At 60.1% G+C, this 20,714-nt stretch carries 17 protein-coding genes; 3 read left to right on the forward strand and 14 right to left on the reverse strand.

Features of this window, described 5'->3' with window-relative positions:
* Positions 1-102 precede the first annotated feature (102 nt).
* The 6 genes from ACTJLA_RS07305 to ACTJLA_RS07330 all read right to left on the reverse strand — a co-directional run bounded on the left by ACTJLA_RS07305 (position 103) and on the right by ACTJLA_RS07330 (position 7,494).
* The gene (locus ACTJLA_RS07305) at positions 103-1,500 is read right to left on the reverse strand and encodes a sigma-54-dependent transcriptional regulator (protein ID WP_034126458.1); all 1,398 of its coding nucleotides are present in this window, start codon (positions 1,498-1,500) and stop codon (positions 103-105) included.
* Positions 1,490-3,268 carry a sensor histidine kinase gene (locus ACTJLA_RS07310; RefSeq protein ID WP_314548160.1) on the reverse strand — a complete coding sequence of 593 codons (1,779 nt, stop codon included), beginning with the start codon at positions 3,266-3,268 and terminating at the stop codon, positions 1,490-1,492. The genes ACTJLA_RS07305 and ACTJLA_RS07310 overlap by 11 nt, the downstream gene beginning before the upstream one ends.
* Positions 3,268-4,392: a GNAT family N-acetyltransferase gene (locus ACTJLA_RS07315; RefSeq protein ID WP_054897710.1), complete on the reverse strand. Its 1,125-nt coding sequence runs from the start codon at positions 4,390-4,392 to the stop codon at positions 3,268-3,270. Before ACTJLA_RS07315 ends, ACTJLA_RS07310 begins: the two co-directional genes overlap by 1 nt.
* Positions 4,393-4,557: 165 nt before the next feature.
* The gene (locus tag ACTJLA_RS07320) at positions 4,558-5,406 is read right to left on the reverse strand and encodes an alpha/beta hydrolase (protein WP_054897709.1); all 849 of its coding nucleotides are present in this window, start codon (positions 5,404-5,406) and stop codon (positions 4,558-4,560) included.
* The gene (locus ACTJLA_RS07325; protein WP_313041917.1) at positions 5,403-6,797 is read right to left on the reverse strand and encodes an aspartate aminotransferase family protein; all 1,395 of its coding nucleotides are present in this window, start codon (positions 6,795-6,797) and stop codon (positions 5,403-5,405) included. The genes ACTJLA_RS07320 and ACTJLA_RS07325 overlap by 4 nt, the downstream gene beginning before the upstream one ends.
* The gene (locus tag ACTJLA_RS07330; protein WP_054897708.1) at positions 6,790-7,494 is read right to left on the reverse strand and encodes an MtnX-like HAD-IB family phosphatase; all 705 of its coding nucleotides are present in this window, start codon (positions 7,492-7,494) and stop codon (positions 6,790-6,792) included. The genes ACTJLA_RS07325 and ACTJLA_RS07330 overlap by 8 nt, the downstream gene beginning before the upstream one ends.
* A 241-nt stretch (positions 7,495-7,735) precedes the next feature.
* On the opposite strand from ACTJLA_RS07330, the gene ACTJLA_RS07335 reads away from it, so the two are divergent.
* On the forward strand, positions 7,736-8,506 hold the full coding sequence (locus ACTJLA_RS07335) for a MipA/OmpV family protein (protein ID WP_034126453.1): 771 nt from the start codon (positions 7,736-7,738) through the stop codon (positions 8,504-8,506).
* A gap of 131 nt (positions 8,507-8,637) precedes the next feature.
* Here the strand turns inward: ACTJLA_RS07335 and ACTJLA_RS07340 are convergent, their stop codons facing one another.
* From ACTJLA_RS07340 to ACTJLA_RS07360, 5 genes are all read right to left on the reverse strand, one after another.
* Positions 8,638-9,042: an EamA family transporter gene (locus ACTJLA_RS07340; protein ID WP_034126452.1), complete on the reverse strand. Its 405-nt coding sequence runs from the start codon at positions 9,040-9,042 to the stop codon at positions 8,638-8,640.
* On the reverse strand, positions 9,039-9,419 hold the full coding sequence (locus ACTJLA_RS07345; RefSeq protein ID WP_197901412.1) for an EamA family transporter: 381 nt from the start codon (positions 9,417-9,419) through the stop codon (positions 9,039-9,041). Before ACTJLA_RS07345 ends, ACTJLA_RS07340 begins: the two co-directional genes overlap by 4 nt.
* A complete protein-coding gene (locus ACTJLA_RS07350) occupies positions 9,416-10,336 on the reverse strand; it encodes an arginase (RefSeq protein ID WP_096144226.1) in 921 nt (306 codons plus the stop codon). The genes ACTJLA_RS07345 and ACTJLA_RS07350 overlap by 4 nt, the downstream gene beginning before the upstream one ends.
* A gap of 726 nt (positions 10,337-11,062) precedes the next feature.
* Positions 11,063-11,716 carry a DsbA family oxidoreductase gene (locus ACTJLA_RS07355; RefSeq protein ID WP_034126450.1) on the reverse strand — a complete coding sequence of 218 codons (654 nt, stop codon included), beginning with the start codon at positions 11,714-11,716 and terminating at the stop codon, positions 11,063-11,065.
* 58 nt (positions 11,717-11,774) lie between these two features.
* Positions 11,775-12,794 (reverse strand): alpha/beta fold hydrolase, encoded by a 1,020-nt coding sequence (locus tag ACTJLA_RS07360; protein ID WP_034126527.1) that lies wholly within the window; start codon positions 12,792-12,794, stop codon positions 11,775-11,777.
* A 182-nt stretch (positions 12,795-12,976) separates the two neighbouring features.
* Here ACTJLA_RS07360 and metR point away from each other — a divergent pair, with 182 nt between their 5' ends.
* Positions 12,977-13,894: a transcriptional regulator MetR gene (metR, locus tag ACTJLA_RS07365; RefSeq protein ID WP_003188924.1), complete on the forward strand. Its 918-nt coding sequence runs from the start codon at positions 12,977-12,979 to the stop codon at positions 13,892-13,894.
* Positions 13,895-14,026: 132 nt separating this feature from the next.
* Here metR and ACTJLA_RS07370 read toward each other — a convergent pair whose 3' ends face one another.
* Together ACTJLA_RS07370 and ACTJLA_RS07375 are read right to left on the reverse strand one after the other, a co-directional pair.
* The gene (locus ACTJLA_RS07370; RefSeq protein ID WP_314548171.1) at positions 14,027-14,527 is read right to left on the reverse strand and encodes a GNAT family N-acetyltransferase; all 501 of its coding nucleotides are present in this window, start codon (positions 14,525-14,527) and stop codon (positions 14,027-14,029) included.
* Positions 14,524-14,934 (reverse strand): NUDIX hydrolase, encoded by a 411-nt coding sequence (locus ACTJLA_RS07375; protein WP_034126447.1) that lies wholly within the window; start codon positions 14,932-14,934, stop codon positions 14,524-14,526. Before ACTJLA_RS07375 ends, ACTJLA_RS07370 begins: the two co-directional genes overlap by 4 nt.
* A 197-nt stretch (positions 14,935-15,131) precedes the next feature.
* On the opposite strand from ACTJLA_RS07375, the gene ACTJLA_RS07380 reads away from it, so the two are divergent.
* Positions 15,132-19,313 (forward strand): hypothetical protein, encoded by a 4,182-nt coding sequence (locus ACTJLA_RS07380; RefSeq protein WP_314548174.1) that lies wholly within the window; start codon positions 15,132-15,134, stop codon positions 19,311-19,313.
* Here ACTJLA_RS07380 and ACTJLA_RS07385 read toward each other — a convergent pair whose 3' ends face one another.
* A complete protein-coding gene (locus tag ACTJLA_RS07385) occupies positions 19,314-20,627 on the reverse strand; it encodes an HD domain-containing phosphohydrolase (RefSeq protein WP_314548175.1) in 1,314 nt (437 codons plus the stop codon). It abuts the gene before it with no gap.
* Positions 20,628-20,714: the final 87 nt, after the last annotated feature.

A 20,714-nucleotide genomic window follows, 5' to 3' on the forward strand; every position in this document is an offset into this window, starting at 1 on the left:
AATGCAGCCAAGGACGCTCCGCGTCCACACGCGTGACGCAGAGCGTCACCAGAGGCACTCCCACGTGGAGCGTGGGAGCGATCATGAGTTACCACACTCAGATCAGCGCACGATCTTGTCGACCTGAATCCCCAGCTTCTTCAGGCGATACCAGAAGCTCCTTTCGGAAATCCCGATCCGCTGCGCCGCCGCGGCCTGCACCCCATTGCTCTCCTGCAGCGCCGCAAGAATATAGGCTTTCTCCACTTCGGCCAGCGCCGCATCCAGATCCCGCGGCACGCCTGGGCCGTCGCTGAGGATCGCGGTCACATCACCCTCGCTCGGTGTGGAAGCAAACAAATACCCGGGCAAATCAATATCCTCGATCACCGATGAAGCCGCCACGATGGTTGCGCGCTCCACGCAGTTTTGCAGCTCGCGGATATTGCCCGGCCAGTGATACGCAGCCATGGCCTGCAACGCCTCGGGGCTGAAACCGGTGATACGTTTGCCAGTGGTGGCGCTCAAAGTGTGAGCGAAGTGGCGCGCCAGGGGCGCGATGTCTTCCACGCGTTCGCGCAACGACGGCAACGGAATCGGAAAGACATTGAGGCGGTAATACAGGTCTTCGCGAAACTCCTTGGCCGCCACCGCATCCAGCAGGTTCTTGTTGGTGGCGGCAATTACTCGTACATCCACCTTGCGCTCGCGGGGGTCGCCTACCGGCTCGATAACCCTCTCCTGCAAGGCGCGCAGAATCTTGGCCTGCAACGCCAAGGGCATATCACCGACTTCATCCAGAAACAGCGTGCCCTTGTCGGCCTGCATGAAGCGCCCTACCCGGTCAGCCACGGCGCCGGTGAACGCGCCTTTGCGATGGCCGAACATTTCGCTTTCCAACAAGCCTTCAGGAATGGCTGCGCAATTGACCGCCACGAAGGGTTGGTCGGCACGGCTGCCATGCTTGTGGATGGCGCGGGCGACCATTTCCTTGCCAGTGCCGCTTTCGCCGGTCAGCAGGATAGTAGCGTTGCTGTCACGCACCGAATCCACCGCCTGGAGCACTTGGCGAAACGCCGGACTGTCGCCCACCAGGCTGTCGAACTGAGCATGCTCGTCCAGCTCGGCGCGCATGCGCGCGTTGTCGCGCATGATGTCGCGAAATTGCAGGGCCTTGGCCACGGTGATGTCCAGCTCGTCGATGTCGAACGGCTTGGCAATGTAGTCATAGGCACCGTTACGCATCGACTGCACGGCGTTTTTCACCGTGCTGTAGGCCGTCATCACGATTACCGGCAAAGTCGGATAACGCACCTTGATCTCGGCCAGCAACGCCGGCCCGTCCATGCCCGGCATGCGCCAGTCGCTGATGACCAGGTCGATGTCCTCCTCCCCCAGCACCTTGAGCGCATGCAGGCCATTGCCCGCGCTGAACACCTGGATGCCGTTCTGGCTCAAGGCCTGGGTCAGCAGATCACAGAGCTTGGGCTCGTCGTCGACCACCAATACGTTATGCGTCATGCCCGTCCTCATCTTCACCGTCGTCTTCACCGTCAGCCGGAATGTACAGGCTGAAGGTCGCGCCGGCATCTTTCTCACTGGCGCATTCGATGCTGCCGTCGTGACTTTCCATGATCGAATAGACTTTGGCCAGGCCCAGGCCTGTGCCCGAGGCCTTGGTGGTGACGAATGGCGTGAAGATGCGCTCCACCATGTCCGCCGGGATGCCTTCGCCGGTATCGGCGATGCTGATCACAGTGTTGTCGCCCACGCTGCGAATGCCCAGGGTCAGGCGCCCGCCGTCGGGCATCGCGTCGACGGCGTTGAGAATCAGGTTGAGACAGGCCTGTTTGAGCTGCTTGGCATCGGCGTAGATCGTCGCGCCAGGCGCCTGGTCGTCGATCTGCGCGTCAATGCGATGGCTACTCAGCTCCGGGCCGCAGAAACCGAGGATTTCTTCCACCAGGGCGCGTGCCGGTTGCTGCACGCGTATCGGCGGGTTGGGCTTGGCGAAATCGAGGAACTCGGTAATCAGCTCGTTGATGCGGCTGACTTCGCTGATGACATATTCCAGGTGACGCTTGTCGGTTTCCGCCAGGTCAGCGCGCCGATGCAACAGTTGGGTGGCGGTCTTGATGATGCCCAGTGGGTTGCGAATTTCGTGAGCCAGGCCCATGGCGACTTCACCCAGGGCATGCAAGCGGTCACGCCGACGCAGTTGGGCTTCCAGGTGATGCAACTCGCCCAGGCGTTCGGTCATGTGGTTGAAGGTGCTGCTCAATTGCGCCAGTTCGTCACCGCCACTGACCACCACACGGTGCGCATAACTGCCCGAGATCACCGCATCCACGCCTTGGGACAAATCGCGCAGGGGCTTGGTCAGGCGCCGCGACACCAACAACCCGGCCGCCAGTGACAGCGCCGAGCTGACCAGGAAGATCAGCACGAACAAGTTGCTCTGGTTCACCAACCCCACCAGGCTGGTATGGCGTAGCAGGCCGCTGAAGATCACGCCTTGCAACTCGCCGGCATCATTGAAAATCGGCCAATACAAACCGCTGTACTGGTTAGTGAACTGCTCGCTGGGCTGCTTGGTGCTGCGCAGGTAGGCCTCGACATTCTTGGGGATGCGCGAGGGGTGATTGGCGAAGCGCTGGGTGGAAAATATTTCGGAAAAACCGGCAGGGTTGGCCAAATACAGACGCAGGTCGAGGGAATGCACATCGGCCACGCTGGTGAGGAAACTGCTGTCCAGGTAAGTGGCGACCAGCAACAGGTAATCAACGCCGTCACGGCTGGTTTCGAAGGTGGACACCACCAGGCCCGTGCTCACGCCGGCGACTTGCACGGTTTGCAGCACCGCGTTGCTGGTGAGGTTGATCTGCCTGACGATGTCATCGGCGGCCGTGCTGAACATCACTTTACGGTCGTTGGTGCGGATCAGCGCGACCACGTCGATATCGGTGGCATCGGCAATGTCGGCGGTGAGCCGGTCATGCTTCTCGGCATTTTTGGACGACGGCGGGCTGGTATAGCGCAGGAACAGCTTGGCCATGCGCGCGTTGTCGTGAAGGATGTCGCCGATTTCGTCCTTGACGATCTTGGTCGACTCTTGCAGCCAGATACGCACGTTGCTGTCGAAAATCTGCGACAGCGTGGTGGCAGCCAGCTCAGCCGCGATCATGGTGGGAATCACGCTGACCAGCCAGAACGCCAGCACCAGCTTGCGCTGGACGCTCCAACGCGAGATGGCAAAGGGGCGGGCTTTCTGGCGGGTCTTGGTAATCATCAGGTTTCGCTTATCGCAGCAGCCATGGCAGGGTCGGAACGATCCGGTCGAATAAACAGTTTTACAAGCTTGAGCAGGCCGTTGACCAGCCGGTTACGGTGGCGGAAGAACAGGCTGTTGCCCTCGAACTCGCACCCCAGGCGCAGTTTACTGGCATACCCGGCCTGGCCACACTCGTACACCGGAATACGGTGTTCAATACAATAGTCGACATTGGTCAACCAACTGCGGAAGTACAGGTTGTACTCGCGGCTGAACTCAAGGTCATGGCCAAAGAACTTGTCCACCAGCCGATGCTCATCCAGGAGGATAAGGTTGAACGCCACCAGGCGCTCGTCCACCCAGTACAGAACACAGACCGCCCGCTCGTGCAGGTGTTCGAGCACGCCCGTGAAGTAACCGGCGGGCAGGCGTTCGAACTGCAAGTCTGCGCGCGCGAGCGTGGCTTCATACAGGCGCATGACCTCGGGCAGCACGTCATCGATATTACGCCGCCACTCGACCCGCGGCCCTGGTGCGCGCAGTTTGCGGCGCAGGTCCTTGCGCGTGGATTTGCCCAGCGAACCCAGGTAGGCATCCACCGAGCCATAAGGCAGCGGCAACACCCCCGTGGGCAAGCTGGGCATGCTTTGAAAACCTGCGGCAAGGCAGCTCTGGGTCCAATGCGGGTCGTTGGTGGGCGCATCCTTGACCGCCAGCAAGCCGATACCGAGCGCGTCGGCATCGCTGCGCGCAGCCTCCAGTAACTGCTGCAACAGCAACGGGCGCCGGGATTCGGGCACATGGCTGGCGACACCGGCATCACAGCGTTCAGCCACCGGCGAACCGATGGCGTACAACGCCAATTGCAAAACGCCAGGCCACAGCTGCTCCAGGCGCTCGGTCAAGCGCTTGCCGGCCCCCGACACCGTGGTGTCGAGGCGATAATGGGTGACGAACGCGGCAGCCACGGCCACCAGCGTTTGATCCTCGAAGACCGCGAGGTAACGCCACTGAAAGTCATCGATCGCAGCGTTTTCCACGGCCAGGTAATAGTCCCAATCCTCCAGGGCACCGGGAAAACAGTCGTTCCAGGCATCGCGCTGGATAGCCCGGATGGTCGGGAAGGCTTGGGTGGTTATCACAGTTTTTCCTTATCAACGCCGTTCTACTGTAGGAGCGAGCTTGATGTGGCGAGGGAGCTTGCTCCCGCTCGACTGCGCAGCAGTCGCAGGCTTTTGGGGGTGCTTCGCACCCCAGCGCAAGCAAGCTTGCTCGCCACAGCAAGCTCGCTCCTATAAGTAAACTAATCACGCCACACGATTGAGTTGCACTGCGTGCTGCTCGACAAACCTGGCACTCAACTCGATCACCCGCCGGTACTGCAAATCGACCGTGATCATGTGGTAGCAGTTGTCCAACAGGATCTTGGTCACCGGCCCGCCGAGGTGGCGCTCCACGTAATCGGCGTTCCAGCGGCTGGTGATGTCGTCCTCGATGGAGTGCAGCACCAGCGCCGGCACCTTGATCTGGGGCATGCGCTTCTTGACCACGGCGTTCATACGGTGCAGCTCGCGCACGGTGATGCCTTCCATGGTCAGCAACCCCGCCTCGCTGCTCTCGCCTTCCTTCATCTGCCGCTCGACGATGGCCCGCAGGCGCTCGTTCTTGATGCCGTAGGGCGGCTTCTCTTCGAAGCTGCAAATGTGTACGCCGAATGGAATCTTCATCAGCAACGGCGTGAGGAACGCCAGCTTGTTGATGCTCCAACCGTCGTACTTCAAGGTGGTGGAATACATCAGCAACCCGGCGACTTGCCCAGGATGTTCGGACGCCACATACATCGACATCACCGCGCCCATCGACAAGCCACCGACAAACACCTGCCCGTGGCGTTGCTTGACCTGTACGAAGGTCTTGCGCACGCCTTCGTACCAGTCCTGCCAGCCAGTGGCCTGCAAGTCGCTGTTGTCGCCGCAGTGCCCCGCCAGTGTGGGCACATACACCGTGCAGTTACCCACCTTGGCCAGGCCCTTCGCGACCTGGCGCAACTCGGTCGGCGTGCCGGTCAGGCCGTGGATCAACAGGATCCCGACCGGACCTTCACCGAGAACGAAACCGGCAGTGCCTTCACCGAGGTCGATCCCTTGAGCATTCACCGCGTGGTCGCTCGCACCAGCAGCTGCTCGAGCAACTTCAGGCCCAGGTCGATTTCCGGGTAGCTGATTTCCAGCGACGGCGCCAGGGTGATCACGTTCTTGTAGTAACCGCCTACGTCGAGGATCAGCCCGAGTTTCTGGCCGTCTACCAGCATGTCGCCTTTCATGCCTTCTTCGACCATGTAGTCCAGGGTCGCCTTGTCCGGGGTGAAGCCATCCGGGCCGCAGATTTCGCAGCGCAGCGCCAGGCCCAGGCCGTCCACATCTCCGATGATCGGGAAGCGTTTTTGCAAGTCTTGCAGGCCTTCCAGGAAGTATTTGCCCTTGGCCATGACCATGGCGCCGTAGTCGACTTCGCTGGTCATCTTGAACATTTCCAGGCCGACGGCGGTGCCCAGCGGGTTGGAGGCGAAGGTGGAGTGAGTCGAACCTGGCGGAAACACCGTCGGGTTGATCAACTCTTCACGGGCCCAGATACCGCCCAACGGGTTGAGGCCATTGGTCAGGGCCTTGCCGAACACGATCACGTCCGGCTGCACGTCGAAGTGCTCGATCGACCAGAGTTTACCGGTGCGGTAGAAGCCCATCTGGATTTCATCGGACACCATCAGGATGCCGTGCTGATCCAGGACGTGTTTGAGTTCGCGGTAGAAGTTCATCGGCGGGATCACGTAGCCGCCAGTGCCCTGGATCGGCTCGACGTAGAAGGCTGCGTATTCGCACTGGTTGGTCTTAGGGTCCCAGACGCCGTTGTATTCGGTCTCGAACAGGCGAGCGAACTGCTGCACGCAATGGCTGCCGTACTCTTCCTTGGTCATGCCCTTCGGGCCACGGAAGTGGTAAGGAAAGGGAATGAAGTTGGCGCGCTCGCCAAAGTGGCCGTAGCGACGACGATAGCGGAAGCTGGAGGTGATCGACGAGGCGCCGAGGGTGCGGCCGTGGTAACCGCCTTCGAAGGCGAACATCAGGCTTTTGCCGTTGCTGGCGTTGCGCACCACTTTCAGGGAGTCTTCGATCGACTGCGAGCCGCCGACGTTGAAGTGCACACGGCCGTCGAGGCCGAACTTGTTCTTGGCATCGACCGCGATCATTTCCGACAGCTCGATCTTGCCTTTGTGCAGGTACTGGCTGGCGATTTGCGGCAGCGTGTCGATCTGCTTTTTCAGCGCGTTGTTCAGGCGCGGGTTGGCATAGCCGAAGTTGACGGCCGAGTACCACATTTGCAGGTCGAGGTAGGCCTGGTCTTCGGTGTCCCACACATAAGAGCCTTCGCAGCGGCTGAAAATACGCGGCGGCTCGATGTAGTGAACGGTGTCGCCGTAGGAGCAGTACTTGGCTTCTTTATCCAGGAGAACCTGGTCTTCGGCGGTAGCGATACGGATATCAGACATGATGGAAGAGTTCCTGATTGTCAGAAGAGGTGTTGAAGGTGGTGGCGTTGGCGGCGAGGCCTTGAGGCAGCTTGGCCAGCAACGCCGGCACTTGCGCAAAGGTGTCGAAGCGCGCATGAGGGATCTGGTGGGCGACGCAGTAGTCGGCGAGGCTGCCCTTGGCGAACACGAAGTCGGCAGTGGAGGCCACGCACATGTCGGACTTGCCATCGCCGATCACCAGCACGCGCTTGTTGCGCGGCGTGGATTTGCACTTGCAGTTGCCGGCAGCGGCGCGACAGGCATCGCTGGCATACGGGAAGTCGATGCGCCAGCTGTCCTGGTCAACCTGGCGCAGGCGGTTGGCGAGGATCGGCAGCAGGGTCACGTAGTTGCGCGAAAGGATGCGGGCAATGCCCTGCTCGATGCCGTCGCTGACCACTTCGATGGAAGCACCCAGGCCCATGACGTGATCGACGAAATCCGGGAAGTCCGGGTCGATCTCGACACTGTCAAAGTACGCCAGCAGTTCAGCCGGGGTGGCCTTGATCAGCGCCAGTTGGCGGCTCAGGCATTCGCGTGAACCGATATGCCCATCCAGCCATTCCTGCTCAATGGTTTCCCACTCGGGGCCGGCGAAGCGTTGGAGGACGTTGTCGATGACATCCGTGGGCGTAATGGTCCCGTCGAAGTCACACACGATATGCCAGTTGATCATCTGCCTTTCCTTTAGGTAAAGGGCCTTGGAGGAGCGCGCTGTATGCGCTTGCCAAGGGATAGAGCAGGGACTGTGCCAACTGGCGAAAACCCCGCAGGGCTGGGGGTTAGGGCGAAATGCGCGGTGATAGGTGTCGCGGGAGCTACAATTTTTGTAGCTTGCTACAAACAACATGAGTGCTTGCGCAGGCGCGTCGGTTTGCGCGTTCATGCGCGCCTGCCCACCTTCAGGAAACGTCCCCATGTCCAAGCTCGCTGCTGCTGTATTCACCGGTTTACTTGGAGGGTGGGGCCTTTGCAGCGCCGCCTGGGCAGAAGGCATCACGGGCGACGTGGGCGCGGGCCTCAGCTATCAGCCCCACGACCCCAGCGGCAGCCGCTACGAAACCCGGCCTGTGCCTTACCTGGACCTGGATTGGGGTGACGTCAGCCTGAGTACCGATGACGGCCTCACCTGGAGCGCCCTGGATACCCACGGCCTTACCGCGGGCCCCTATATCAACTACCTGCCGGGGCGTACTTCCAACGGCGAGTTGCAGGGCCTGCGCAACGTGTCGGACATGGCCGAGGTGGGCGGTTTCGTCCAATACGCCCCGGCCGATTTCTGGCGGGTCTACGCGCAATTGGGCCAGGCCGTGGGCGGCGGGCATTCCCAGAGCGGCGCCCTGGGTAAAATCGGCGGAGAACTGGGTTACCCCGTGGGTGGCGGGATTATCGGCAGCAATAGCCTGGTTGCGCATTTTGCCGATGCGCGGCAGACCAATACCTTCTTCGGCGTGGACAACAACGAAGCCGTCGCTTCAGGCTTGCGGCCCTATAAAGCGAGCGGGGGCTTCCAGAACGTGACGCTGAGCCAAAGCTTCGCCTTCCCCCTGGCGCCCCATTGGTCGCTGCTGACCAGCGCCAGCTGGGTACACTTGGTGGGGTCGGCGGCCAAGAGCAGCATCGTCAAGGAGGCTGGCCATGTGAATCAGGGCCAGGTGCAGACGGCGATCAGTTACACCTTTGACTGAATCACCTGGGAGCAAAATGTGGGAGCGGGCTTGCTCGCGAAAGCAGTGTGTCAGTCACCCGATACTTCACTGATCCACCGCATTCGCGAGCACGCCCGCTCCCACAATGGGCCTGTGTTTCATATCTATCTTCAGTGTTCTTCGCCCTCAGCCAACAGTGCGATACCACCGATAATTACCACCACGCCCACCCAATGCAACACGCTGATGTGCTCCCCCAACCCCAGCCAAGAGCCCAGCAGCACCGCCACGAACACCAGCGAACTCAGCGGAAACGCCAGGGACAAACTGCTACGCCGCAGGATCAGCATCCACACAAAAAACGCACCCAGATAGCTGGCAATCGCCGCCAGAATCCCCGGGTTGCGCGCCACGTCCGCCAGCCATTGCCAACTGAAGTCCATCGGCCCCAACTGATCGCCGGCCACCTTGGTGAACAACTGCCCGGCGCTTTCGGTGGCGATCAGCAGTGCCCATAGCACCAGGGTGCCAACACGCCCGTGCAGCCAGCCGGTATTGATTGTTTGCGTTGTCATGCCTGATTCCCCGCGATCGCTACCAACATCACACCTAAAGTAATCACCAGCGTGCCCAGCCAACGACGCCGACTGACGGTCTCCTTGAGCACCACCCTGCCTGCCAGTACCACCAGGCAATAGGCCAACGCCGCCAGCGGAAACAGCAGACTCAAGGGCGCACGGGACAGCGCTTCGAGCCACACAAAAAACTCAATCACATAGGCGCCGACGCCGGCCCACAGCAGCGGCGCATTGAACACCTGGCCCCAGAACGCACGCAGGCGAAAACCGCCATCGAGTTGCGGCAAACGGTCCACGCCCAATTTGAAACATAGCTGGCCCATCACATCGAGGACGATGGAAAACGCCAGTAACAACACCACGGTCAGGGTCACGGGAACAGCTCCTCAAACAGGTCGATCAAGGCTTCATTGGTTGCCGCATTACGCTGCAAGTCTTGCGGGCTCCAGCGCTCCGGTGGCGGCTGGTCGGATTTGGCTTCCCAGCGCTTGAACGCGTTGCTGAATGCCGGCGTAGCGAACTCACCGCAGACGTCGATGCCAATGATGCGTTTACCCGCCGCCAACGCCCGCAGGGCCTGGAGCAAATGGGTCAGGCGCATGCCGCCCTGGTCCCAGTTGGTGGCGGCGTCTTCACTGGCGAGCACATCTTTGTCGATGGTGATCCAGATCGCCTCGGTGGGCAGGCTGGCAATCATCTGGTCGAGGAAGGCGCCCCAATCCAGGTCCGCCAGGTTGCGCCAGTGCAGGTGGTTTTCCTGTTGCTGGTGGCCGGCGCCGTCCCCCACCCGGCCCCAGACCTTGGACGGCGGATGCTGCCAGGGAAACAGCTGCAAACGCCCGCGCTTGAGGGCGCCAAGGTTGCCGCCGCGCAGTTGCGGGTTATGCAGGTCATCGCTGCACGGGCCGAGGGTGACGATGCGTTGGATCGCTGGCATCTTCAGCGCCCGGTTGACCCACGAACCACAGTGCCGCTTGGGCGCAAAGCGCACCCAGTCGGGGTGGTTGTCAAAGTGAATCAGGCTGACGGGCTCTTTGAGGTCGGCCAAAAACGCCGGCGTAAGGTGGTGATAATCCCCGGAACCGACAAACAGGATTTCCGGACGCGCGTCACGGGGCCGTGGCCGTTGGGCCAGGCGCTCGACGAAACGTTTCCAGGTTTTTTCGGTGGACCACAAACGCAATTTCGGGCCCAGGTCCAGCAGGTCCAGGCGCGTGGCCCGACCGCTGGCCAACCGCCGGGCAATCGGTGCCTGGCCGGTGAGGCTGTGGTCAAGGTCAAGAATATTCAAGGTAAGTTTCACCCCTAATGGCAGTGCCCAACCGCAGGCCGGTTGGGCTTTAGGGGGGTAATGCAAGGGATGGGCCAGTGCTTCTCTTAATGCCGACACAGATCAAATGTGGGAGCTGGCTTGCCTGCGATGGCCATAGGTCTTCACACAATTTTGTGAGTTGTAACAGCAGACGCTAACCACGATGCGAAGCGAGTCGCTCTTGCTCTTGCTCTGCTTTTGATCTTAAGCGCCCCGTTAAACCACGCTGGCCGAACGCAGGCTTGAATTCGTGGGTAACCCGGCAGGACGCCGGGTTAGCCGCCCCGCGCCATGGATGGCGCGTGGCGGCGGCCCACGGATTCAAGCCTGCGTTCGGGCACACCGAGCCTAAGCGAGGTGCCGAGTGGTGGGGCAAGAGCCCTTTGGTTACTTTGGGGCTCTTTTCCAAAGTGACCCGCCGTCAGGGCGGAACCCTAAGTGGCCGTTACCGCAGCAATGGATATGTACACGGTCCAACTGTGCCGCCTGTCAGGCCGCCTTCGCGAGCAAGCCCGCTCCCACAGTTGGATTGTGGGGTGTCAGGTAGAGAAGCGCCGGCTGTCAGTCCGTCACGGGAGCAAGCTCCCTCGCCACAGGTCCAGCGTCACACCAAAGCTGTGTAGATACCTATGCTGCGATGGCAGTGTTTCAGCCAACTCATTTGCAACTGACAGCCAGCTCCCACATTTTGCTGCGTGCTCGGCCTCAGGATTTCGATTCGTTGATGATCTGGCGAATCGCGCCGACGAAGGCTTCCGCCGGTTGCCCACCGCTCACCGCATATTGGTCATTGAAGACAATGGTCGGCACCGAACTCACCCCACGAGAAACCCACAGCTGTTCCTGCTCGCGGACTTCGGCGGCGTATTCATCGCTGGCAAGAATCTCGGCGGCGCGCGCAATGTCCAGCCCTACGCTCTCGGCGATGATCGCCAGGGTCGCGTGGTCGGAAGGGTCCTGGCCATCGCTGAAATACGCCTTGAACAGCGCTTCCTTGAGGTTGTATTGCAAACCTTCCAACCCGGCCCAATGCAACAGGCGGTGCGCGTCGAAGGTGTTGTAGATACGGCTCTGGCCGTCGGTGCGGAACGCAAAGCCCAATGCGGCGCCCATGTCGCGGATACGCGCACGATTAGCCTGGGACTCTTCAGCCGTGGAGCCGTATTTTTCAGTGATGTGCTCGACGATGTTCTGACCGATGGCGGGCATGTTCGGGTTCAGTTCGAACGGCTGGAAATGAATCTCGGCCTGCACTTCGCTGCCGAGCTGGTCGAGGGCTTCGGTCAGGCCGCGCAGGCCGATGATGCACCAGGGGCAGGATACGTCGCTGACGAAATCGATTTTCAGGGGAGTACTCATGGTGGGCAACCTCGCGTGCAGTCATGCGTATACATAAAGGTTGCACGATACACCACCTTCACAGCACCTTCGAAGGCTCGCTCAAATCGATCTGCGCCCAGTGCGCGGCATCCTGGCGATGGGCTTGCAGGTAGGGCAACACCGCCGCCAGCAAGGGCGCCTTGAACGCTTCCTGAAAACGGTGGGCCAGGCCGGGAATCAATTTCAACTGGCTGCCCTGGATATGCGCGGCCAGGTGCACGCCGTGCATCACCGGCAGCAAAGGGTCGGCGGTGCCGTGGACGACCAACGCAGGCACGCGCAGTTGGTTGAGCAAGGGCACACGGCTTGGCTCGGCCAGGATTGCCATGATCTGGCGCTTCACGCCTTCGGGGTTGAAGGCGCGGTCATAGGACAGCGCCGCCTGGTGCAGCAACGCCTGGCGATCGTCCTTGATATCCGGGCTGCCCAACGCCGCGAGCAAATCCGCCTGTTGCTCCAGCGCCACCTCACGATTGGGCGCGCTGCGCCGCGAGAGCAATTGCACCAGCGCCGCGTTCGGCGCGGGCAAGCCCTCGGCGCCGGAGCTGGTCATGATCAGGGTCAGGCTTTCCACGCGCTGTGGCGCCATGGCCGCCAGGTGTTGAGCGATCATGCCGCCCATGCTCGCGCCGAGTACGTGAAATTGCTGCACCTGCAGCGCGTCCATCAAGCCCAGGGCGTCGTCGGCCATGTCGGTCAACGTATAAGGCGCAGCCACCGGCAAGCCGAGCTTGTAGCGCAGCACTTCGAAGGTCAGGTTGGCGCTCGCCGGCGCCTGCCGCCAGGTGGACAGGCCGACGTCGCGGTTGTCGTAGCGAATCACCCGAAAGCCTTGTTCGCACAGGGCCACCACCACTTCGTCCGGCCAGTGAATCAACTGCCCGCCCAGGCCCATTACCAGCAGCAACGCAGGGTCGGACGCACGGCCGATACTTTGATAGGCGATGCTCACCTGAGCCAGGTCGACCGTTTGGGTCGGGACATTGACATCACATCGAGACGCCGCAAAAGACGGCAGGCCGAACAGTAGAGCGGCCACTAAAAACAACGCACGCATGAAAAACACCAAAACGCAGAACCCCAGTAGAGCGCGAGTCTGATGAAGTTTGTTCAAGCGCGCTGCCACAGTTCGATGACAGTTTGATGAAGAGCGCCCAGTGGTCATGGTCGACACGCCCCACAACATGAGACAAAATCAAGCATTCCGTATTCGTCGCAAATTTTCTTCATGGAGCGCCTGTGCTCGAAATCCGTCACTTGAAAACCCTGCACGCCTTGCGCGAAGCCGACAGCCTGGTGGAAGCCGCCGAACGCCTGCACCTGACCCAGTCCGCCCTCTCCCATCAGTTCAAAGAACTGGAAGAGCGCCTGGGCATGCCGCTGTTCGTGCGCAAGACCAAACCGGTGCGCTTCACCAGCGCCGGCCTACGCCTGCTGCAATTGGCCGACGCCACCCTGCCGTTGTTGCGCGGTGCCGAGCGCGATATTGCGCGGCTGGCCGGGGGTACCGCTGGGCGCTTGCACATGGCGATCGAATGCCACAGTTGTTTCCAGTGGCTGATGCCGACCATCGACCAGTTCCGCGATGCCTGGCCGGAAGTCGAGCTGGACCTGGCCTCGGGCTTTGCCTTCGCGCCGCTGCCGGCCCTGGCCCGTGGCGACCTGGACCTGGTGGTGACCTCCGACCCGCTGGAACTGCCGGGTATCACCTACGTGCCGCTGTTCACTTACGAAGCCATGCTGGCGGTGGCCAACCAGCACGCGTTGGCGAACAAGTCCTACATCGTGCCGGAAGACCTGCTGACAGAAACCCTGATCACCTACCCGGTGGAACGTGACCGCCTGGACATCTTCACCCGCTTCCTGGAACCGGCCGACGTTGAACCGGCCCAGGTGCGAACTTCGGAGCTGACCGTGATGATGATGCAACTGGTGGCCAGCGGCCGTGGGGTGTGCGGTATGCCCCACTGGGCGCTGCATGAATACAGCTCACGCGGGTATGTGAAGGCCAAGCGGTTGGGTGAGAAGGGTTTGTTCGCCACCTTGTATGCGGGCATTCGTGCCGACATGCTGGATGCACCTTATATGCGCGACTTCTTGCTGACGGCCAAGGACACCTCGTTTTCCACCTTGGATGGCGTAAGCGCGGTGCGTTGAGCGGGCTCTGAGTGTGCGGGCGAGTGCCGATCGTTCCCACGCTCTGCGTGGGAATGCCGCCAAGGACGCTCTGCGTCCACGTGGTGACGCGGAGCGTCACGGGATGCGTGCCCACGCAGAGCGTTGGAACGATCAATGTAGCTCGCGCCACATGTGGATCTTGTCGAAGTATTCGACGCCTACCCGCACGGCCAGTGGCTCCAGGCCGTACTGAATGAAACCGCAGCGCTGGTAGAGCGCAAAGGCCGCGTCATTGCCGGCGGTGACGGTCAGCTGGATCAGTTTGAGGCGCGGGTGGCGGCGGGCTTCTTCCAGTGCGGCTTGCACCAGCTGCCGCCCCAGCCCTTGCTGTTGATAAGCCTCGGTCACGTACATGCCGAACAAGGTCACCTTGTGCCGCGCCTTTTCGCGAGGCTCGTAGGCCAGGCCAACGATGCCGGCCAGTCGCGCCCCATCAAAGCCGCCCAACAGGCAATCCAGCGGGCTGTCGAGACGCTTTTCCCACCAGCTCAATGGCATCGAGGCGCGCTCCGCGACACTGGACGTGAACGCTTGCGGGTACGCGCTATAGGCCTCGAGCATCAATGCCCGATAGGCTTGCGCATCGTCGGCGTCCAGCGGGCGAATCATCATGCGGTAGCCAGCGAATCACGATAGAACGGCAGGATCAAATCGCGCGTCAATGGCGCCAGATGCAAGTCACCTTCGCCCATGGGATCGATCCAGCACACCTCTTCAATCTCTGCTGCAGGGGTGACGGCGACGTCGACCTGCACCTTGAACAACTCCGCCTCTACGGTAAAACCCGGTTCGTTGGCCGCGGGTGCCGAGAACTGGCCAAGATAGACGGCTTGGCTCGGATCAACGCGCAGGTTCAGCTCCTCGTGCAACTCACGGACGAGCGCCTCGGCAGGTTGCTCGCCGGCGTCGATTTTGCCGCCCGGTTGCATGAAAGCCAGGGTATCGCGCTTGCGCACAAGCAGGGTTTGACCGTCGCCACGGACCAACAGCGCGGCTGCAATGCGGATAGTCTTGGACATGGAAGGCCCTCTCTGGGATTGAAAAGCGGCCAAGGATCCCACGCGCATTCTGCACACGCAACTCGCGAGTGCAGGGCGATTTTTTCCGACATACATACACCACAGGGTCCAGTTTCGGCCACCCTAAACTCGCAAACTCATATTCAGCAGGGCTCGCTGCACCTCGGTGCGCCGCGCTCTTTTATAAGAGTTTACTCATGCACAATTCATTGCCCACCCTCAAAGAATCATCCACTGACGAACCGCAACCGCTGCCGGCCGACAGCACGTCAACCCCTACCGTGCAACCGATGACGCTTGCGGTCGTGCCGCCGGCTTCACTTTCTGCCGAAGAACAACTGGCTTACCTCACCCGTGAACTCGACAAACTCAATGCACAGACCTCTGAGCTGGTAAGGCGACAGCCGAGTGTCGGCCGCGTGTACCAGCAGCAATTGGCCGAGATGTTTCCCGATGCACATCTGCCCATCAATCCCAACCAGATTTTTTATAGCCGCTATCGCGAAGACCAGGAAGGACAAAAGCACCTGCTGTCCTGCGAACCACTGGGCTCGCTGCTGGCCACCTTACGCGCGCCTGGCGCAGAGTCTTATCTGACCCAGGAGAGCGGCGCCTTCTACCGCGAATGCAACACCCTGGACACCGATAAAATCCTCTCTGCCAATGCCTCGACGACAACCCTGGCCGCCAGGCTGGAAATAGCCATCACGTTGAGCCTGAATACATTCTGGGGGGCTGGCGAGCCCTCCCAACCCAACACGGAGGAGCAATTGGTCGCGCTGCGACGACAAGTGCTAGCCCATCAACTGGCATTGCGCTCGGTGGACGGCACGTTGTCGGCGCATGCACGGACGCTGGCGCAGAACGTGCTCAAGTACCCAAGTGCTGCGGTACGTGAACAGGTGTTTACCGTCGACAACAGGCCCACGGTGTACCGACTGGCCCTGGAGAATGGCAGTGAATTCGCCGGCGCATTCATTCTGACCCCCAAGGGCACGACGCCTCTGACGGGCAAAGTGATGCTCTATAGCCCAAGCGAGGAGTTTGAGGAGTTTGAAAACCTGGCGCGTTTGAATGACACCGTCGCAGCCCGCATACAAGACGGCGCAGCGCCAGGCAAGCTGTTGATCGCAAGCCTGCCGACAGCCGCTCGTACCGCGCTGAGCGGCTTGCCCGTACTGACGACGGCCCCGTCCCAGATAGACGCTGACGTGATTGCTGACAGTGTCCGCGCATTGCGAGTCAGGCAACATTTCTCCGTTCGCGAAGCCTTGCGCAGGGAGACGTTGCCCTCCACAGGCGAGCTCGACCTGGCCGCAGACCTGACGCCACAGTGGGATGTCGCTAATGCTTTTATGGTGCGCAATCTACGCCTGTTGACGGCCGAACCCGCATGGTTGAAAACCGCCGGCGAGCAAGACCAGGCTCGGTACAGGCAACTGGAACAAGAACTGATCGACAGCAATGAGGAACTCACACCTCATCTTGAGAGAATCTTGACACTGGAAGCGTTCTCCCAACAGGAGACCGACAAGGTGCTGAAAAAACAGAAACCTGTGTATGCCAACGTTGATATTGACCCTTATAGAAGCCTGGTTCATCTGCGCGTCACAACGTCCTCCCGGTCGGCCGAGATGACCGGGTATCGTAACGAGGAAGCCACCATTGTCTACATCAGCGAAGACCGCAAGATCAATATCCCGCAGTGCCTGCCAGGCAAAAAACTGATGTGGGGCACCTGGCGTACCCAAACCGTGGTGGATCTGCGCACACTGGGAAGTTATACCCAACGTAATGTCGACCCATGGTCGGTGCATGGCATACATAGAACGATCAGTGCCACCGCCAACATTATTGACACAGCCGGCAACCCTCACGGAAAACTTGGCAACGATGATTTGCGCGCACTCGCAACAGAAGCTGACATTGGCCAAAAATACGATACGTATCTGCGGTCAACCTTCTCGCTGAGCAGCGGGACAAGCAGCTTCGCTACAGTCTGGCAGCGCGCCAACGCAGCAAAAATGAATAAGGACGCGCTTGAGAACCGTCTCAACCCTGACGCAGCCAAACTGTTTACATTCCAGACGCCAGGCAGTGGGTTTGACTGGATAAAAGCTGTCACTGAACACCCTGATTCAACCACCCGCCCCCGAGTCAGCGAATTCGAGATAGAAGTCAACCTGCTGGTATTGGGCGCCGCGCAAGAGAGGGGCCAAGGCGGGCAGGTCATGCATCGTGTCCTGGTCATTCATCGAAAAGGCACCAAGCCTGACGGGGTCAGTGTGCTGTATACCCCGGATGCACCAGATGGCGTTGCCTTCCGGGAGCTGACCAAGGGGCTGGTGGAGCTGGACACGCTGAAAGCAAAACCGGAATGGCAGACCTATTTCACTTCCCAGATGGCCACTAAGGATACGAAAGAGATCACACGGATCTTCAACGATACGCGCAGTGTGTACCGCTATACCTTGACGCCGATAACCGGCAATTTCCACGCATACCTGTATTCGGCGCAACTGGGTTTTCAACTCGCGCACGCCGACTACCGTTCACGGAGCAATGCGCAAATTTTCCGCGAATCGGCGGTAAACGCCTTTATGTTCGGGGTGGAAACTGCCGATTTTCTGCTCGGGTTGATACCCGGCAAAACCGCCCTGTCGTTTTTGCGCCGAGCTATCAACCGCGGATTAGGCGTGGCCAAGCAGCTGGGGCGGCGCATTCCGGGGCTGGCCAGTAAAGTCGGTACGGACAGGAGCACCGCCATTGTACTGACGGGTGCCTCCCTCCGCCCGTTGGAACCCGCCTGGGTCAATGTGATGCCATATCGGTTGCCTGAACAAATAGAGCCGTTCTTTGACGTAGTGGAGTTTGCCGACACCCACCGATACAGACTGTCGCGCCAGTCGGGCCGCGCACCGTGTTTTTTTGATAAACACAATAACCAGTTCATCGCGATGCGCGACCCAACAGGCCGCTATCACCTGTATCAGTCCTATGTAGAAGACGGCGCACGCTATGTAAAAGACCCGGCAGGTCACCACGTGGACTTTATGGTCGTACCGGGAGACGCAAAGAGCTGGAAGCCCCGTTTCGAACGAGACGCTGTGGGCGGAGGTTCCGTTCTGGGTGCCCTGCGTCCTCTCACCCCTGAACAGCAAGTGGATGCGGACCTGATCGCGGCGATGCGGCTTTTTGCAACAGAAGGGGAAATGCGGGATTTCGTGCGCGTCATAGAACAAACCGACGCTTCCCTGAAGCTCGATTTGATCACTCGCGCCCGACAACAGCTTGGCACCCTGGATGAAGATGAATTTCGCCGCTGGATGTCGAACTCGAAAAGCTTGAGCCGAGCCAATCAAGAGAGATTACGTAGTTCCCTGTTAAACCTGCGGCTCGAACTGGCCACCGTTGAACATATACACCTGTCGACACAACATTTTGCGCAACCCCTGTCTGCGCGGGACAAGGAAGAACTGTTTAAAAAAGTCAAAAGGCTCATTGGCAAAAACGAGAACCTCGACAAACAAATCAGAACATCGATTGCCGTTGCCGACCCCGATACTGGCGCACAATTTGTCGGGTACGCCATCACCCACAAACACCAGCATGCGATGGATAAATTCGCAGCAAAATATGAACTTTATACTTGGCGGGATGCTGCACTGAAAGTGTTTGCATACAAGCCCGAACACCTCGTACGTATTAATCAACTCGCCTCGGATCTGGGAATTACACGCCAGGAGGCGATACGTCAATTCTTACTGCTGCCTGAGACAAAAAGCACCATGGATGCTTTTATGACGGAGACCTTCAAGGCCAAACTCGCCAAGCTTCAAGTCACCTCCTTTTCAGAGGATTTCAAAAAATCCGGTATTCCCTATATCGCCCTATCCCGAGGCCAGCATGGGGCAGATACTGGCGTAGCGATGGTAGACAGTAGAGACGTCACAGCATTCGAAAAAGCCCTGCCCAAGTTTGCAACGCCTCTGGAGTTTGAAGTCCCCCGCGTTCAAACCCATAGAGTTGAAAGGCCAGCGCCGGCGCTGCCTGTCGGGCCGGAAGTCGTGCCCACTCGCGATCCGCACATCAACATCGTGAAGCTGGATGAACTGGCGCAAACCCAGAAAAAACTCTTGCCCGCCCCTGCCACCGCCAAACTTGAGGAGATCACCCAGGATATCCAAGCCGGTCGCCTCAGCCGCAAGCGAATAGGCAACTTCACCTATGTCGATCTCCCTCAGGTGCAGCCCGGCACGGGCCGTGGTCTTTGGCGCGTGGCAATTGAACAAAACGGCAAAGAAGGTGGCAAAGATGTCTACATCATCAGGGGTATCTTTGATTACCACGCCAGCAAGCACGTAGCCTGGGGCGTATAACTACAGGAGGGGCGGCACCTCGTCCGGCGCCCTGATAAACACACTGTACTTGGCGCCCTCCATCGCCTCGAACGCGATCAGCTTGTCCACCAGTGGCAAGTTCAGCACCTTGCCGGCATTGAGCAATAACATGCCGTTGTCGGCATTGAGGTTGCGCGCCAGCACCATGCCGGCTTCCAGCTCACGGGTGGAGAGGACTTTTACCGTCGGATCACCCAGGGTCACATCGCTGAGGAAGGTGGCGCAGGCTTGCACGAAATCTTCCACCAACGCCGGGTCATACAGGCGCCCGGCGTACTTGCGGATATACAGCAGCGCCTCGTCGCTGTTGAGGTGCCGCTCCAGGATCAGGCCTTTCTGCAATTCGATAAAGTCCACCGCCAGCTTCAGCAGCCGTGAACCGGGCGGGATGGTATCGCCCTTGAGGTGGTCGGGAAACCCCGTGCCGTCCCAACGTTCCTGGTGATGACGAATGATCCGCGCCGCGTCCTTCATCGGCTCAAGGGTCATCAGCAGCGACTCGCTCTGCCCCGGATACTCACGGTACAAGCCGCGGTCGGTGCTGTGCAGTTTGTCCGACGGTGCAACCATCATGCTGTCCGTCCAGCTCAACTTGCCGATGTTGTACAACGCGGCGGCCATGGTCAGGTCACGGGTGCTGGATTCGTCCATGGACTGGGCGGCGCAATACACCCGGATCAACTCGATCAACGCACGGTTGGTCTGTTTGTCCTTGGGCAAGCGCAGGTTGGCCAGCAGCGAAAACACTTCGGTCCCGGTCACGTAGCTGCGCTTGAGCTCATCGTAGGCCAGGTCGAGCATGTCGGCGGTTTGTTGCAACTCGGCGGTACGCGCCGCCACGCGTTTTTCCAGGGTGGCGTTGAGTAGCTTGAGCTGTTCGGTCTGGTCTCGGGCCAGGCGTTCAAGGCGTTGGTGCTCGAGGGTTTGCTGCAACACCAGTTGCAACTCTTCGTCGTTCCAGGGTTTGCTGATGTAGCGGTGGATCTGCCCGTCGTTGATCGCCTTGATGATGGTGGTCAGGTCGGCGTAGCCGGTGAGCAGGATGCGGCTGGTGGCGGGATAAAGGCGGTGGACCTCGGCCAGCAGCGTGGCGCCGTCCATGCCGGGCATGCGCGCATCGCTCATCACCAGATCGATAGGCCGGGTCGCCATGATCTCCAGCGCCTGGGCGCCGCTGGTGGCCAATACCACGTCATAGGGCTGGCCGCGCAACAGGCGGCGCAGGCTGTTAAGGATCGACTCTTCATCGTCGACCAGCAAAACAGCGGACTTCGTAGCGAGTTGTTCATCCATGGCGACTCTGCCTTCAAATTAAACGAAGTTAGGCTAAATTGAATCCGCGCAATACAAAGCGCGATTGATTTGACGCCAACTGGCCGT

It is taken from the genome of Pseudomonas sp. 22072 (genome assembly GCF_052046095.1).
GTDB lineage: Bacteria > Pseudomonadota > Gammaproteobacteria > Pseudomonadales > Pseudomonadaceae > Aquipseudomonas > Aquipseudomonas paracarnis.

Excerpts from the sequence above, each read along its gene's own strand:
- ACTJLA_RS07335 (WP_034126453.1), top strand. The coding sequence starts at position 7,736 with ATGTCCAAGCTCGCTGCTGCTGTATTCACCGGTTTACTTGGAGGGTGG.
- ACTJLA_RS07385 (WP_314548175.1), bottom strand. The coding sequence starts at position 20,627 with ATGGATGAACAACTCGCTACGAAGTCCGCTGTTTTGCTGGTCGACGAT.
- ACTJLA_RS07325 (WP_313041917.1), bottom strand. The coding sequence starts at position 6,797 with ATGTCTGATATCCGTATCGCTACCGCCGAAGACCAGGTTCTCCTGGAT.
- ACTJLA_RS07310 (WP_314548160.1), bottom strand. The coding sequence starts at position 3,268 with ATGATTACCAAGACCCGCCAGAAAGCCCGCCCCTTTGCCATCTCGCGT.
- ACTJLA_RS07340 (WP_034126452.1), bottom strand. The coding sequence starts at position 9,042 with ATGACAACGCAAACAATCAATACCGGCTGGCTGCACGGGCGTGTTGGC.
- ACTJLA_RS07375 (WP_034126447.1), bottom strand. The coding sequence starts at position 14,934 with ATGTCCAAGACTATCCGCATTGCAGCCGCGCTGTTGGTCCGTGGCGAC.
- ACTJLA_RS07370 (WP_314548171.1), bottom strand. The coding sequence starts at position 14,527 with ATGATGATTCGCCCGCTGGACGCCGACGATGCGCAAGCCTATCGGGCA.
- ACTJLA_RS07305 (WP_034126458.1), bottom strand. The coding sequence starts at position 1,500 with ATGACGCATAACGTATTGGTGGTCGACGACGAGCCCAAGCTCTGTGAT.
- ACTJLA_RS07380 (WP_314548174.1), top strand. The coding sequence starts at position 15,132 with ATGCACAATTCATTGCCCACCCTCAAAGAATCATCCACTGACGAACCG.
- ACTJLA_RS07355 (WP_034126450.1), bottom strand. The coding sequence starts at position 11,716 with ATGAGTACTCCCCTGAAAATCGATTTCGTCAGCGACGTATCCTGCCCC.
- ACTJLA_RS07360 (WP_034126527.1), bottom strand. The coding sequence starts at position 12,794 with ATGCGTGCGTTGTTTTTAGTGGCCGCTCTACTGTTCGGCCTGCCGTCT.
- ACTJLA_RS07330 (WP_054897708.1), bottom strand. The coding sequence starts at position 7,494 with ATGATCAACTGGCATATCGTGTGTGACTTCGACGGGACCATTACGCCC.